At 62.8% G+C, this 14,578-nt stretch carries 14 protein-coding genes and 1 pseudogene; 7 read left to right on the top strand and 8 right to left on the bottom strand.

What is annotated here, in order from left to right; genetic code table 11:
• Positions 1–42: 42 nt before the first annotated feature.
• Positions 43–1,152 (bottom strand): 3-dehydroquinate synthase, encoded by a 1,110-nt coding sequence (gene aroB, locus C8N32_RS05910; RefSeq protein ID WP_107891554.1) that lies wholly within the window; start codon positions 1,150–1,152, stop codon positions 43–45.
• Between the two features lies 1 nt (position 1,153).
• Positions 1,154–1,732: pseudogene (locus C8N32_RS05905) on the bottom strand (shikimate kinase); the annotation flags it as partial.
• 90 nt (positions 1,733–1,822) lie between these two features.
• Between C8N32_RS05905 and C8N32_RS15465 the strand changes: the two are divergent.
• From C8N32_RS15465 to C8N32_RS05890, 4 genes are read left to right on the top strand one after another with little or no spacing between them, the layout of a single operon-like run.
• Complete coding sequence (locus C8N32_RS15465) at positions 1,823–1,957, top strand: hypothetical protein (protein WP_274610745.1); 135 nt, start codon at positions 1,823–1,825, stop codon at positions 1,955–1,957.
• Complete coding sequence (locus C8N32_RS05900) at positions 1,947–3,467, top strand: hypothetical protein (protein WP_107891552.1); 1,521 nt, start codon at positions 1,947–1,949, stop codon at positions 3,465–3,467. Before C8N32_RS15465 ends, C8N32_RS05900 begins: the two co-directional genes overlap by 11 nt.
• On the top strand, positions 3,464–4,384 hold the full coding sequence (locus C8N32_RS05895) for a tyrosine recombinase (protein ID WP_107891551.1): 921 nt from the start codon (positions 3,464–3,466) through the stop codon (positions 4,382–4,384). The genes C8N32_RS05900 and C8N32_RS05895 overlap by 4 nt, the downstream gene beginning before the upstream one ends.
• A gap of 54 nt (positions 4,385–4,438) precedes the next feature.
• A complete protein-coding gene (locus C8N32_RS05890; RefSeq protein ID WP_201132400.1) occupies positions 4,439–5,743 on the top strand; it encodes an HlyC/CorC family transporter in 1,305 nt (434 codons plus the stop codon).
• On the opposite strand, the gene C8N32_RS05885 is transcribed toward C8N32_RS05890, so the two are convergent.
• Both C8N32_RS05885 and C8N32_RS15080 read right to left on the bottom strand, forming a co-directional pair.
• Complete coding sequence (locus C8N32_RS05885) at positions 5,740–7,257, bottom strand: helicase HerA-like domain-containing protein (RefSeq protein WP_107891549.1); 1,518 nt, start codon at positions 7,255–7,257, stop codon at positions 5,740–5,742. The genes C8N32_RS05890 and C8N32_RS05885 overlap by 4 nt on opposite strands.
• A 250-nt stretch (positions 7,258–7,507) precedes the next feature.
• Positions 7,508–7,822: a hypothetical protein gene (locus tag C8N32_RS15080; protein ID WP_201132401.1), complete on the bottom strand. Its 315-nt coding sequence runs from the start codon at positions 7,820–7,822 to the stop codon at positions 7,508–7,510.
• 63 nt (positions 7,823–7,885) lie between these two features.
• Between C8N32_RS15080 and C8N32_RS15075 the strand changes: the two genes are divergently transcribed.
• Both C8N32_RS15075 and C8N32_RS05875 read left to right on the top strand, forming a co-directional pair.
• Complete coding sequence (locus C8N32_RS15075) at positions 7,886–8,380, top strand: DUF429 domain-containing protein (RefSeq protein WP_201132402.1); 495 nt, start codon at positions 7,886–7,888, stop codon at positions 8,378–8,380.
• Between the two features lie 112 nt (positions 8,381–8,492).
• Positions 8,493–9,104 carry an invasion associated locus B family protein gene (locus tag C8N32_RS05875; RefSeq protein WP_107891548.1) on the top strand — a complete coding sequence of 204 codons (612 nt, stop codon included), beginning with the start codon at positions 8,493–8,495 and terminating at the stop codon, positions 9,102–9,104.
• Between the two features lie 33 nt (positions 9,105–9,137).
• Here C8N32_RS05875 and C8N32_RS05870 read toward each other — a convergent pair whose 3' ends face one another.
• From C8N32_RS05870 to C8N32_RS05855, 4 genes are read right to left on the bottom strand one after another with little or no spacing between them, the layout of a single operon-like run.
• Positions 9,138–10,346 (bottom strand): beta-ketoacyl-[acyl-carrier-protein] synthase family protein, encoded by a 1,209-nt coding sequence (locus C8N32_RS05870; RefSeq protein ID WP_107891547.1) that lies wholly within the window; start codon positions 10,344–10,346, stop codon positions 9,138–9,140.
• Positions 10,343–10,609 (bottom strand): acyl carrier protein, encoded by a 267-nt coding sequence (locus C8N32_RS05865; RefSeq protein WP_107891546.1) that lies wholly within the window; start codon positions 10,607–10,609, stop codon positions 10,343–10,345. The genes C8N32_RS05870 and C8N32_RS05865 overlap by 4 nt, the downstream gene beginning before the upstream one ends.
• Before the next feature lie 30 nt (positions 10,610–10,639).
• Positions 10,640–11,731, bottom strand: a complete 1,092-nt coding sequence (gene lpxD / locus C8N32_RS05860; RefSeq protein WP_107891545.1) for a UDP-3-O-(3-hydroxymyristoyl)glucosamine N-acyltransferase — start codon at positions 11,729–11,731, stop codon at positions 10,640–10,642.
• Positions 11,732–11,772: 41 nt separating this feature from the next.
• Positions 11,773–13,365, bottom strand: coding sequence for a L,D-transpeptidase family protein (locus C8N32_RS05855; RefSeq protein WP_107891544.1), 1,593 nt, complete (start codon positions 13,363–13,365; stop codon positions 11,773–11,775).
• A gap of 299 nt (positions 13,366–13,664) precedes the next feature.
• On the opposite strand from C8N32_RS05855, the gene mepK reads away from it, so the two are divergent.
• On the top strand, positions 13,665–14,231 hold the full coding sequence (gene mepK / locus C8N32_RS05850; RefSeq protein ID WP_107891543.1) for a peptidoglycan L,D-endopeptidase MepK: 567 nt from the start codon (positions 13,665–13,667) through the stop codon (positions 14,229–14,231).
• Positions 14,232–14,578: the final 347 nt, after the last annotated feature.

Genomic DNA, 14,578 nt, shown 5'->3' with positions numbered 1-14,578 from the left:
ATTTCGAGAATAATCGAAATATTGATTTTCTCAACCTTAATTTCAGCCCGTCAAAGCTTCTTCCAACATCCCGCGCAGGACAGGGATATCCACATCCGGGGTCACGAAGGCGTGCCCGATTCCCCGCGCAAGGACAAACCGCAAGCGCCCGTCCCGGACCTTCTTGTCCTGCGCCATCAGGCCGATCAGCGTCTCTGCACCGGGCAGATCGCCGGGAATGTCGGACAGGTCCACCTTCATCCCCATGTCGCGCAAATGTGCCCTCAGACGCGATGGGTCTTCTTGCGGGCACAACCCCATCCGCGCGGACAGTTCGAACGCAAGCGCACAGCCGATCGCCACCCCCTCCCCGTGCAACAGGCGGTCGGAATAGCCGGTGGCGGACTCCAGCGCATGACAGAAGGTGTGACCGAGATTCAGAAGCGCGCGGTCGCCCTGTTCGGTTTCGTCGCGGACAACGATCCCGGCCTTCATCTCGCAAGACCGGCGCACGGCCCGGGCACGGGCGGTCCTGTCTTTCGACAGCACCGGCCCATTCGTCTCCAGCCACTCGAAAAAGGCGGCATCTCCCAGCAGGCCGTATTTTACGACCTCACCATACCCGGCCAGAAAATCCCGCGCAGACAGGGTTTCCAGAACGCCGATATCGGCAAGAACAAGGCTGGGCTGATGGAACGCGCCGATCAGGTTCTTGCCCTGGGCGGAGTTGATCCCCGTCTTGCCGCCGACGGAACTGTCCACCTGCGCCAGCAACGTGGTCGGCACCTGAACAAAGCGCACCCCCCGCCGCAGAACCGCCGCGGCAAACCCCGCCAAGTCTCCGACCACCCCGCCGCCAAGGGCAAGAACGATGTCGCGACGTTCGATCTTCTGTTCGATCAGCCACTCCACCGCGCGGGAAAACTGCGGCCAGCCCTTGGTCGATTCCCCGGTCGGCAGGGCCAGGGCGGTCATTTCGATTCCCTCGGCGGCCAGGCCCGTGCGAAGGGTCTCCAGGTGCAGCCGGGCGACGGTTTCATCGGTCAGAACCGCCACCCGCGGCCGCGACAGAAGGGGCGCAATCTCTGCCCCCGCACAGGCCATCAGCCCCGTCCCGATGCGGATGTCATAGGCGCGCCCTTCCAGAGGCACGTGAACGGTATCGTGGGTCATGTCAGATCCTTTGCAGAACGTCGGTCCGGGTTTCGAGAACCGCGATCACCGCGTCGGTCATGTCTTCGATGGAATAGTCGGGTCGTGCCGTCACCCGCAGGTCCGCCTTGGCGTAAAGGGGAACACGCTGCTCGTAGAGGGTTTTCAACGTCTGGTACGGGTTCCCGGTACGCAAAAGCGGGCGCGTGTCACGGTGCCGCACGCGTTGCCACAGCAAGCCGAGTTCCGCATCCAGCCAGACGGCAACGCCATGCTTGGAAATCGTGGCCCGGTTCTGTTCGGACAGATAAGCCCCGCCGCCGGTGGACAAGACACACGCCTCCGCCGTCAGCAACCGGGCGATGATCTGGGTCTCCTTCTGGCGAAAGAACGCTTCGCCGTCGCGCTCGAATATCTCGGGGATGGTCATGTTGGCGGCCTCGACGATGGCAGCGTCCGAGTCCATGAAGGGCGCGCCAAGGCGCCGGGCCAGCGCCGTGCCCACGGCGGTTTTTCCCGCCCCCATCATGCCAACCATCACAACGGTCTTTTTCAGGCGCCAGGCCAACTGGGCAACCTCCTGCCTTGATCGCGTTTTTTTCTTTCAATGGCGTGAAGTCGCCGGGATTTCCATATATATTCCGGAGCATAGAGGCAGGACCCCCTGTAAAACAACAAAGGAGCAGGCAGAATGTGGCGTCTTTTTAAAGTGTTCGTCTTCCTGGCCGCGGCTGCCCTCATCGCGCTGGCGGGCTACGCATACCTGGGGGATCTGCAACCCGATCCGCAGGAAATGCGCCAGCCCGTGACATTTGATGCGCAATAACCTTTGGGCCACCGCCTTTCTGGGGCTTTGTACGGGGGCCGCGCTGGCCGGGCCCGACTCTCCCCTTTCGGCGATCGACTGGCTGTCCGATTCGGTGATCGCGCCACCCAGCGTTCAGCGCCCGGAACCCAGGGTCACCCCCGGAGCCGCCCCCGAAGACATCGCCGTAACACGGTTGGGTGCCCCCAATCCGGATGCGGTGGGGTTGTTGTCGCCTGCGGTGTCCGGATTGCCGCGTAATCTGTGGGGCAACACCCCAACGGCGGAACTGGCCCGCCTGATCGGGGCGGAACACGCCCGCTCCCTGCCTGCGCTTCAGGACCTGCTTTACACTCTGCTGCTGGCCGAAATCGACCCGCCAGCGGACAATGCCGGGGATGGGGAGCTTCTGGTCGCACGGCTGGACAAACTTCTGGATATGGGGGCGCTGGACCAGGCGCAGGCCCTTGTCGAACGTGCGGGTCCGGACACGCCGACGCTCTTTCGGCGCTGGTTCGATATCTCTCTTCTGACCGGACAGGAGGATCGTGCCTGCGCCGCCATGCGCACCACCCCCGACATCGCCCCCACCTTTCCCGCGCGGATTTTCTGCCTTGCCCGCGGAGGGGCATGGGATACGGCGGTGCTGACGCTTGGAACCGCACGAGCCCTCGGTTTCATCACCGAGGAGGAAGACACGCTGCTGGCCCGGTTTCTCGATCCCGACCTCTTCGAAGGTGAGCCTCCCCTGCCCGCGCCCACCCGTCCCAGTCCACTGGTCTTTCGCATACGCGAAGCGATCGGGGAACCGTTGCCCACATCCCTTTTGCCCCGCGCCTTTGCCCGTGCGGACCTGCGCCCGACCGCGGGCTGGAAAACCCGCATCGAGGCATCGGAGCGGCTGGCGCGCACCGGCGCCTTGCCTGCCAGTGCCCTTATGGGCGTTTATACCGAGCGTGAACCCGCCGCCTCGGGCGGGATCTGGGACCGGGTCGCCGCCGTGCAGGCGCTGGACCGCGCCGTGATGTCCGGTGAAGCGGAGGCCGTCACCCAAGCCTTACCCACGGCCTGGCAGCAAATGGAAGCAGCCGGACTGACACAACCCCTGGCCCAGCTTTACGGGCCGCGTCTCGCCCCGTTGCCCCTTTCCGGCCCGGCACGGGAGCTGGCGATAAAGGCCGGGCTGCTCTCCCCCGATTACGAAACCGTTGCCGTGCGCACGGACGCAACGCTGCGCTTTGCGCGGGGGGTGGCGCAAGGCCGCCCGGACCCCGCGCTTGCCCAAACACCGATGGAAACGGCCATCTCGGAAGCGTTCACAACGCCCGATCCCGGCCCGGCCAATGCCCGGCGGCTGAAGGAAAACCGCGTGGGAGAGGCCATTCTCAACGGGATCATCACCCTTGCGGAGGCGGCTGGCGGCGAGACGAGCGATGTCGTCCTGGGCCTGTCGACGCTGCGCATGGCGGGGCTGGAAAGCACCGCCCGCCGCGCCGCCCTTGAGATATTGCTGACGGAGGCCAGACCATGAGCGACACCCGCTGGATCGATGCGTTTCTAGAGGCGCAGGCCTCTGAACTTTCCGCCGCGCGCAACACGCTGCTGGCCTATGGGCGCGACCTGAAGGCGTTTTCGCATTGGCTGGGCCAACAGCAGAAAACCCTGGCCGGGGCGAGCCAGGCGGATATCGAGAGTTTTCTTGTCGGTTGCGAAGCCGAGGGACTGTCCGAAGCCACGCGGGCACGGCGGCTTTCGGCCATTCGCCAGCTTTATCGTTTCACCCATGAGGAAGACTGGCGTCACGACAATCCCGCGCTCCAGATCAGGGGGCCGACGCGGCGCAAGTCCCTCCCAACGACCCTGACACAGGAGGAAGTCATCCGGTTGCTGGATGCTGCGGCCCTGCCTCACAGGGATGCCACGCGGAATTCGTGTCTTTTGCAAATGCTTTACGCGACCGGCATGCGGGTCAGCGAACTGGTCGGACTGCCCGTCGCCACGGTACGCGGCGACCCGGAGATGATCCTCATCCGCGGCAAGGGCGGGCGCGAGCGCATGGTTCCGCTTTCCCTGCCGGCACGCACGACATTGCTGTTGTGGTTGGCAGAACGCGACGCGGCAGAAGAAAAGGCCCGTCTCGCAGGGCGTCCGCCCAGCCGTTTTCTGTTTCCGTCGCGCGGGCGGTCCGGGCACCTGACCCGCAACCGGTTCTACCTGCTGATCAAGGAAATGGCGGCCCGGGCGGGGATCGACCCGTCAAAAGTGTCCCCCCATACACTGCGCCACGCTTTTGCCACCCATATGCTTGCCGGTGGCGCGGATCTGCGGGCCATCCAGACCCTGCTGGGGCATTCGGACATTTCCACGACCGAAATCTACACACATGTTCTGGACGAACACCTGCGCCAACTGGTTCTTGAACGACATCCGCTTGCGCGCGATGCTTGAACGGTTCGCACAGACTCCCCATAAAAGGCCCACACCCCAAGGAATACGAAAATCATGGACAGCTCTACCGTGCTTGACGCCACATTCTGGCTGACCACGGCCGCCATCGCCGGACTTATGGTGATGTCTGCCTTCTTTTCCGGGTCTGAAACCGCGCTGACGGCGGCCTCGCGCGGGAAACTGCGCAGCCGCGCCGACAAGGGGGACCGGGGGGCCGCCAGCGCGCTCAAGATCACCGAAGATAACGAGCGGCTGATCGGTTCGGTCCTGCTTGGCAACAACCTGGTGAACATTCTGGCGACATCTCTGGCAACTTCGCTGTTCACGCGCATGTTCGGGGAGTCGGGCGTCGCGCTGGCGACACTGGTGATGACCTTGCTGGTGCTGATCTTTGCCGAGGTCCTGCCCAAGACCTACGCCATCACCAATGCCGAAACCGCCGCCTCGCGCGTGTCGCCGGCAATCCGGCTGGTGATCATGGTGTTCTCTCCCATTGTCGCGGCGGTACGTGCTCTGGTGCGCGGGTTGCTCGCGCTGTTCGGCGTTCAGACAGACCCGGACGGGCAGGTTCTGGCAGTGCGCGATGAAATTGCCGGGGCCCTGCAACTGGGGCATTCCGAGGGCGTCGTGATGAAAGAGGACCGTGACCGCATCCTTGGGGCGCTGGATCTGGCAGAGCGTACCGTCGAAGAAGTGATGCTCCACCGTTCCAAGATCGAAATGGTCAACGCCGATGACGACCCTGAGGCGATTTTTGCCCAGTGCCTGCACAGCCCCCACACGAGGTTACCGATCTTCAAGGGCGATCCGGAGAACATCATCGGCGTTGTCCACTCCAAGGATCTGTTGCGCGCGATCGACGCGCTTTTGCACCAGGACGGTGAGGCCAACGGAAACCTGAAAAGGTTCCGCGTACTGGACGTGGCGAAAAAACCCTATTTCGTGCCGGACACCACGACGCTCGATGACCAGATGCGCGAGTTTCTGCGCCGCCACACCCATTTCGCACTGGTGGTGGACGAATACGGTGCCCTGCGTGGACTGATCACGCTGGAAGATATCCTGGAGGAAATCGTCGGCGAGATCACCGACGAGTTCGACGTCGATGCCGAACGCCCGCTGCGGCGCACCGAGGACGGGCACTACCTGATCGACGGGGCCATGACGATCCGGGATCTCAACCGCGCGACCGACTGGAACCTGCCCGACGAAGAGGCCAACACCATTGCAGGGCTCGTCATTCACGAGGCGCAGATGATCCCGACGCCGGGGCAGGTTTTTTCGTTTCACGGTTTCCGCTTCGAGGTGCTGCAACGGCAGGCCAACCGGGTCACGAAACTGAAGATCGGCCCGCTTTAACGCCCCTTGAACAGGCTGCCCAGAACCCCGCGGACAAGCCGTCGACCGGTCGTGCCCTTGAGCTCTTTCATCACGACCTTGCTCAACGCTTGTGTCAGGCCTTCGCCCTGGCGGGGCGCGCGCGCACTGTAGCGACGGGCCGAGGAAAACTGCCGTTCGGCCAGGATCCGCGCTTCTTCGCGGCGTTCTGCCTCTGCGGCGGCGCGGGCGGCCTCCTCGGCACGCCGGGTCAGGATCTCATGGGCGGAGTCTCGGTCAACGGCAGTGTCGTATTTGCCGGCAAGCGGCCCACCGGCCATCACCGTTGCACGTTCTGCCGGGGTGATCGGCCCAAGGCGCGATGACGGCGGGCGGATCAGCGTGCGCTCCGCAACGCCCGGCACTCCTTTGCGCTCAAGAAACGAGGTTACGGCCTCCCCCACACCGACCTCACTGATCGCATCCGCGATGTCGAAGCGGGGGTTGTCCCGGTAGGTCTGTGCCGCCAGCCGCAATGCCTGCCTGTCTTGTGCCGTGAAAGCGCGCAGGGCATGCTGAACCCGGTTGCCCAACTGCCCCAGCACATCGTCGGGGACATCGGCCGGGTTCTGGGTGACGAAATAAACCCCAACCCCCTTGGAGCGGATCAGCCGCGCAACCTGTTCGACCTTTTCGACCAGCGCATCGGGGGAATCTTCGAAAAGAAGATGCGCTTCATCGAAAAAGAACACCAGCCGGGGTTTGTCCGGGTCGCCGACCTCGGGCAGAGCTTCGAAAAGCTCCGACAGCAACCACAGCAGGCAGGTGGCGTAAAGCCGCGGGGAAAGCATCAGTTTGTCCGCAGCCAGGATGTTGATCCGGCCGCGCCCGTCCGCATCGCAAAGCATCAGGTCGCCCAATTCCAGCGCGGGCTCACCGAACAGGCTCAGCCCACCCTGATTCTGAAGCACCAGCAATTGTCTCTGGATCGCCCCGATCGAACTTGTCGAAACATTGCCGTATTGCAGCGAGACAAGAGACCGGTTCTCGCCCAGCCAAACCAGCAGCGCCCGCAGGTCATCCATGTCGAGAAGCGGCAGCCCCTGTTCATCCGCGACATGGAAGGCGATGTTCAAAACCCCTTCCTGCACCTCCGTCAGTTCGAGCATCCGCGCCAGAAGCAAAGGCCCCATCTCGGCGATGGTGGTGCGTACCGGGTGCCCCTGTTGCCCGAAGACATCCCAGAATGTCACGGGAAATTCGCGGTAGGCGTAATCCGTGAAACCGATGCGCGCCGCACGCTCCTGAAAGGGCTGATGCAGCTTGGCCTGTGCGGAACCAGGCATGGCAAGGCCGGACAGGTCGCCCTTTACATCGGCAACGATCACAGGCACCCCCGCCGCAGAAAAGCTTTCCGCAAGAATCTGGAGCGTCACTGTTTTTCCGGTTCCCGTTGCCCCGGCGATCAACCCATGGCGGTTGGCATAATCCAGACGCAGATATTGCGGCACAGTGTATTCCGACCCGCCGCCGCCGACGAAAATCCCCTGCTCCATGAGCCCCTCGTTTTTAATACGTTTAGGTCGAAGGATACACCGGCTTTCCCCCACGCACAGCCCCGAAAACACCGTATAAACCGGTTGACGGGTGTTAACAAACTGCCTACCTTCCCTTCAAGATAAGTCGGCCCGTCCGACAGGGAGAAGTAAAAGGGTCAGGGTCTGGCCCTTTTTCTTTTGGAAAGGCGCGTGATCGGGAAATGCCAATTGCGCGTATTTTTGGCCAAAATCCCCCGTGAGCACATAATCAAAACCGGTCCCGAGAAAAGAAATGAGAACGCCGGGGCAATAGCGCGGACAGAAACCCGGAATGGAAGTTCATGGTATAAACTTTACCAGCAGGCCCGGCAGGACAAAGCCGATTACATGGCTGCATTGCATTCTCGAAAACCAAACGCTGACGGCAGGCAAGCTCAAAACCTTTCCTGATTTTCCAAGCTTCGAAACCGCCCTGAAACAAAAAGGCCCCTGGATCGCAGGCTTCGATTTTCCCTTTGGCCAATCCCGGAAATTCATCCGGGAGATCGGCTGGCCGGAAAACTGGGAAGCCTTTGTCCGGCATGCCGCCTCCCTGGGACGTGCGGGGTTTCGCGACGCTATGGACGCGTAGCGCAAGACGCGTCCCATGGGCGACCGGGAACATCGCCGCGAAACGGATATCGCGACGGGCGCGATAAGTCCGCAAAAACTCTACGGAACACCCGTCGGGTTGATGTTCTTCGAAGGCGCGCCGCGTCTGCTGGAGGCAGACGTTACGATCCCCCATATCCGTCAAGGGGACCCGGACCGCATTGCGATCGAAGCATATCCGGGGGTCCTCGCCCGCAGCCTGATCGGCCGCCGAAGCTACAAGAATGACGCGAAGAAAAAGCAAACCGCGGAACAGGCCGTGGCCCGTTGTGAAATCCTCCGGTCCCTGAAATCCTCGGAAGTTGCATCCAGACTCGGCTTCCACATTTCCGCCGACCCTGATCTCGCCGAGGACCCCGGCGGAGATCATCTCGATGCCTTGCTTTGTGCCGTCCAGTCCGCCTGGTCGTGGACGCACCGGCACGCAGGCTATGGTGCGGGCGATTCGCCTGATCCGCTGGAAGGGTGGATTGCCAACCCGGCCGTGTAAATGTGCCCCGGTCGGCCCGTCTTTCACCCTATTGTCAGGCAAATTCGCCCTGACACCGGGCTGGCGGCATGATACAGCCCTGTTACCATCCTTCAGGAGGCCACACTTCATCATGCGTGATTTCTTCAAGACACTGACCTGCGCCGCGGCGCTGCTGGCCACCCCGGCACTGTCCCAGGATACGACCGAGACCGATAGCGGTCTGGCCATGGGCACGGAAGACGCGCAGGTCGGAGAGACCTATGTCCGCGAGACCTTCGGCGACTGGGCGCTGCGATGCGTCCGCGCCCCCGAGGATCAGCCCGATCCCTGCCAGCTTTACCAGTTGCTGAACGATGACGAAGGCAACCCGGTCGCGGAAATGAGCATCTTCCCCCTGCCCGATGGAAGCAACGGCCAGGCAGCCGCCGGGGCCACCATCATCACCCCTCTGGAAACTCTCCTGACCGAGCAGCTCCGACTGAGCGTCGACAGCGGGGCCGCCAAGGTTTACCCGTTCTCATGGTGCAGCCAGGTGGGCTGTTTCGCCCGCGTCGGGTTCACTGCCGAAGATGTCAATGCGTTCAAGCGCGGCAGCGCGGCCAAACTTGTGATCGTTCCCGTGGCTGCGCCGGATCAGAAGGTGGGGCTTGGCGTATCCTTGAAAGGGTTCACCGCCGGGTATGAGGCGCTTTCCAGTGCCGCCACGGCCCCGAAGCCCCCTGCGCCCGAAACGACCGAGTGACCGGTTGAAAACGCCGCCCTCAGGGCGGCGTTTTCATATCTTGCGCAGGGCCAGGACTGCGTTCAGCCCGCCGAATGCAAAAGCGTTCGACAGCACGACCTCCACCTTCGCCTCACGGGCCTCGTTGGGCACCACGTCCAGCGTGCATTCCGGGTCCGGCTCATCGTAGTTGATCGTCGGCGCAATGATTCCATCCCTGAGCGCCATCACGCAAGCCAGCAGTTCCACCGCCCCGGTCCCCCCAATCAGGTGACCGTGCATCGATTTGGTGGAAGAGATCATCAGCCGGTCCGCATGGGCCCCGAACACATCCGCAACAGCGGCGCATTCGGTCTTGTCATTGGCCGCTGTGCCGGTGCCGTGGGCGTTGATATACCCCACATCCGGCGGGTTCAGCCCCGCATCGCGGATCGCACCGGCAATTGCCCGTGCCGCCCCCTGCTTGGAGGGCATGACGATATCCGCAGCATCCGAACTCATCGCGAAACCGACAACCTCTGCCAGAACTTCGGCCCCCCGGGCGCGGGCATGCTCGTACTCCTCGAAAACGAAAACCGCCGCCCCTTCGCCCTGCACCATTCCGTTGCGGTTAGCACTAAACGGGCGGCAGCCGTCTTTCGACATCACCCGCAAACCTTCCCATGCCTTGACGCCACCGAAACACAGCATCGATTCCGACCCCCCGGTCACCATCGCGGGCGCCAGCCCCGACCGGATCATCGCAAAAGCCTGCCCCATCGCGTGGTTGGAGGACGCGCAGGCCGTGGCGACGGTAAAGCTCGGCCCCTTGAGGTTGAACTCCATTGAAACGTGGCTGGCGGCGGCGTTGTTCATCAGCTTCGGCACAACGAAGGGATGAACGCGGTTTTTGCCCTCCTCGTAAACACTGCGATAGTTTTCATCGAGCGTATTCATACCGCCGCCCGACGTCCCAAGAACCACCCCGGAACGCGCGGCCAGGTCGCCGCAAAACTCCAGCCCCGACTGGGATACCGCCTGCCGCGCCGCCAGCAAGGTGAACTGGGTGAACCGATCATAAAGGGCAATCTGCTGACGGTTGAAATGCGCCTCGGGCGAATAGCCGCGGACCTGCCCGCCGATACGGATGGAGAGACGCTCTACATCCCGTATATCCAGATCCGCGATCCCGCAGCGTCCTTCGCGCATGGCCTCCAGCGTGGAGGGGACATCGTGCCCGAGGGCGTTTATGGTGCCCTGCCCCGTGATAACGACACGCTTCATGTTTGCTGTTCGGCCACCAGACCTTCGACCGCCGCCACGATCGACGCGACAGAAGATATGTCGAAATCGCTCTCACTGGGATCATTGGCGTTGAACGGGACCTGAATGTCGAAAGTTTCCTCGATCGCGAAGATGGATTCGACCAGGCCGAGGCTGTCGATTCCAAGATCCTCAAGCGTGCTGTCCATCTGCACGTCAGAAACCTCCAGCACGGCCTGCTCTGCGATGATTTGAATGACCTTGTCCTTCACGCTCTCCGACATGGAAGCCTCCCGCCTTTTCACTGCGCTCGTTTAGTCCGTCTTTTGGGGCTTTGAAACCGCTTTTTGCAAGGCGGCAACTTGGGCGAATAGACGCGGCAGACGCCGCAGCGCCTTGTAGGCCTCGACATTGCGCTCCATCGGCATGGCGGGGTAGCCCATCACCGCCCGCCCCGCCGGCACATTCGAGGCAACGCCGGATTTCCCCGCGATCACCGCATCATCGCCCACGCTCAAATGGTCCGCGACAGAGGCCGCACCGCCGACGACCACGCGGTTCCCCAGCCGCGCGGAGCCCGCCACCCCGGACTGGCCGCACAGCAGGCAATCCCGCCCGATCACCACGTTGTGACCGACCTGAACAAGATTATCCAGCTTGCTGCCGCTGCCGATTTCCGTATCGCGGATCGTCCCCCGGTCAATGGTTGTGTTCGCGCCCACCTCAACATCGTCGCCGATACGAACCGCTCCCAAAGAATGAATGCGCACCCAGCTTTGCGGGGGCGCCTGCCCCGTATCGCCCATGGTTTCACGCGCATTTTCCGCGGCGGATTTTTCAGGCGTGACAAAAGAAAACCCGTCCGCCCCGATCACCGCACCGGGTTGGGCAATGAACCGGTCGCCGATCACGACCCGCGCCCCGACCTTCACCCCGTGCAGCAGCAGCGCGTCTGCTCCGATCCGCACGTCTTCGGCGATACAAACATGCGCGGCGATCCGTGCACGCGGGCCGATAACGGCCCCCGCGCCGATCATGGCGAAAGGCCCCACCGCGGCGCCGTCCCCGATCGTGGCGGAGGGGTCGATCACCGCGCTGAAATGAACACCGGGAGGGATCAGCGGCCCCACATCCATCAGGCGCGTCAGTCCGGCCATCGCGAAACGCGGGCGAGGCACGAAAATCGCGGCCTTCAGGCCCAGCGCCCGCCAGTCCGCCCCCCCCCACAGGAGCGCGGCATGCGCCTGCCCGGCCTTCAATCCCTCGGCAAATTTCGGATCCATCGCGAGGGCCAGATGCTCCGGTCCGGCCTGTGCAGGTTCCGCCGCCCCCTTCACCCGCAAGGCCAGATCCCCCTGTGCCTCAGCCCCAAGAGCAACTGCAATATCAGCAATGCGGTAGGTCATCGAACCCCTTCACGCCGGCCGGCGCCCTTTCGGGGTCAGATTTAGCCCCGAACCGCGCGCAGTTCCACCCCGGCGGCATGCAATGCCTTGAATATCCGTGCGTCACGCCCGTACAGATCCGGCAAGTAGCGCGTGCGCCCCTTCGGCTGCGTCACCGCCGTGCGGTAGATCAGGTGGACCGGCACCTGTGGGGTAAGTTCCACCACGGTTTCGTGGCCGGTTTTCAGGCGCGCATGAAACAGCCCCTGTGGATCGTTAGTCTGTTTGGAAAGCAACTCATAGGCAAACTCGAACGGATCGTTGAGCCGGATACAGCCGTGGCTGAAGGCCCGCGTTTCGCGGGAGAAAAGGCTCTTGGACGGGGTATCGTGCAAGTAAATGTTATAGCGGTTCGGAAACATGAACTTCACCAGACCCAGCGCGTTCCCGTCCGAGGGCGGCTGCTTGAGCGCATAGGGAAAGGTCTGCGGAGTATATTGCGAGAAGTTGACCGATCCGCGGCTGACGGTGCGCCCGCGCGAATCCACCACGCGCAGATGGCTGGCCGCATGGGGGTTTCTCTTGAGCAACGGCAGGTATTCCTTCACCGCGATGGAGCGGGGCACGTTCCAGGTCGGGTTGATCACCATATGCTCCATCATATCGGAAAATTCCGGTGTCTGGTGATCGGGTGCCGTTTTTCCAACGACGGACCGCGTGGCAAAAACCTCCTTGCCGTTTTCGATGATACGTGCGTGGAAATCGGTGATGTTGACCAGAACATGACGCTTGCCCCGGTTGGGACCAAGCCAGCGTTCGCGCTCCATCGCCACGACAACTTGCCCCAGCCGCGTCGTGGCGGGGATATTGATCGCCTCCAGTGTGCCGGGCCCGGCAACCCCGTCGGGGGTGAGCCCATGATCAAGCTGAAACTGCTGAACCGCCTTTTGCATCCCTGCATCATAAACCTGGGAGGCAGAACGCTTCATGTATCCCATGGCGATCAGCCGGTTGCGCAGAGCCACCACACCGGATCCGCCTGCACCGGGGCGGTAGACCCCGCCGGGCACTTTCGGACCCCAGCCGCCCTGCCCCAGCAGCCGTTCCAGGTGCAACTTCTCCTTCAACAGCCGCTCATATTCCGGTGTTTGCGGCACCAGTGCACGCATGTAGGCGCGTGGCGTACTTTTGGAAAAGGCGTCGATCTGGGCCAGCCGGTCGCGACGTGGCGCGGCGCGCTTGATCGCACTGACGACGCGCGCGGGCTCCAGGACCCCGGTCTGGATGTCTTGCGCGTACTGGAGAAACATACGGCTGGCAAGCACCTCGGCCTTGCCGCGCCCGGCATCGCTGCGGGCCGCCCGGAATGCGGCTTCCAGAACTTCCGGGTCATAACGAGCAACAGGAAGCCCATGCGCTCCGGCATCCTCCAGGGCCTGGATCAACGCTTTGCGCCGCGCCCGGTCACGGTTCCCGGTCCACAAGGGTTCATAGTTGCGCTGACGATAGAACTGTGTCAGCGCGGCATCCTTCGCGGCGGCCGTGGCCACCGCCTGGGCAAATGCCGCCTGCCCTGCCCATACCGGAACCGCCATCGTCGCCAGTGCGCCGAATGCCGCCGCCAGCAAGGCGCGGCGCGCCAGAACCGTTCCCATTGCACATCACTCCCTTTTCACGGGTCACCAGAGTGGGCAATCCGCGCACGCCTGTCCATTGGAAACGCGCACCGGTCCGGCCCGCCGGACACAGACAACAGATGCGCGTGGCGCGAAAGCCGCATTGTTGCGAAAATGTTCCGTTTCGGGCCGTCACGGCAAAAAATCGCCGATCTCACTTGAATGATTCGCGCCTTGCCCAATCGGGAGTTGGCCTGTGATTCCATTTGTGGCATAGAAAGAGACGGGGGACAGACAGAAACCGGCAGAGACCGGGCAGAATGACAGGCAGAGTTCACATGAAAAACAGGAAGATCGGCTTTACACGCCGTGGTGTGTTGCAGGCTTTTGCCGCGACGACTCTGACGGCTGCACCCACATACGCAAACGCACTCGGCTTTCTGCGTGGCGGCGGCGACATCCGGCGGATCAGAATGTATTCGGGCCGCACCGGCGAGAGCATTGATACGATCTACTGGATTGAGGGCGATTACATACGCGAAGCGGTCAGGGAAATCAGCTATTTCATGCGCGACTGGCGCAGCAACGAGGTCAGGGATATCGACCTGCGGACTATCGACGTGATGGCCGCCGCCCATAATCTGCTGGACGTGGATGAACCCTACATGCTGCTTTCAGGTTATCGCTGCCCAAAAACCAACGCAATGTTGCGGGCGCGCTCCCGCGGGGTTGCCAGAAACTCCCTGCACATGCAGGGTCAGGCGGCCGACCTGCGGTTGCAGTCACGCAGCGTCGGCCAGATAGCGCGCGCGGCAACGGCCTGCAAGGGTGGCGGTGTCGGGCGCTATTCGCGCTCCAATTTCGTTCACATGGATTGCGGGCCGGTGCGCACCTGGGGGGCATAAGGCCCCTGAAGACAGGCCATGGTATGTCAGGCGCGCTTCTGTGGTGCAGCGCCACACAGTCGGCCCGGTGGCTGCGCGGCGCAGACGGTCTAACATGTCCCCGTTTCCGCCTTGCTACAGGATACGGCCTGAATGCCCGCGAGGCGTATGCAGACCTCCGGTGAAGCGGTTTCCACGGATTGTACAACCCCTGCCGTAAACCGCACCGCCAAGGGGCGACTCCAGGCCATGGGGCTGCGTGCAAACCTGTTCGGAGATGCGCACCCTCAACTGCGAGCTCCGTCTCCGAATTGCCGCCCCTGCGCCGGCTTGCTTGCGCCGCCTGAAGCCAAGATCAGTATATTCCT

Source organism: Rhodovulum imhoffii (assembly GCF_003046545.1).
Taxonomy (GTDB): domain Bacteria; phylum Pseudomonadota; class Alphaproteobacteria; order Rhodobacterales; family Rhodobacteraceae; genus Rhodovulum; species Rhodovulum imhoffii.
This window is presented reverse-complemented; position numbering and strand designations above follow the sequence as displayed.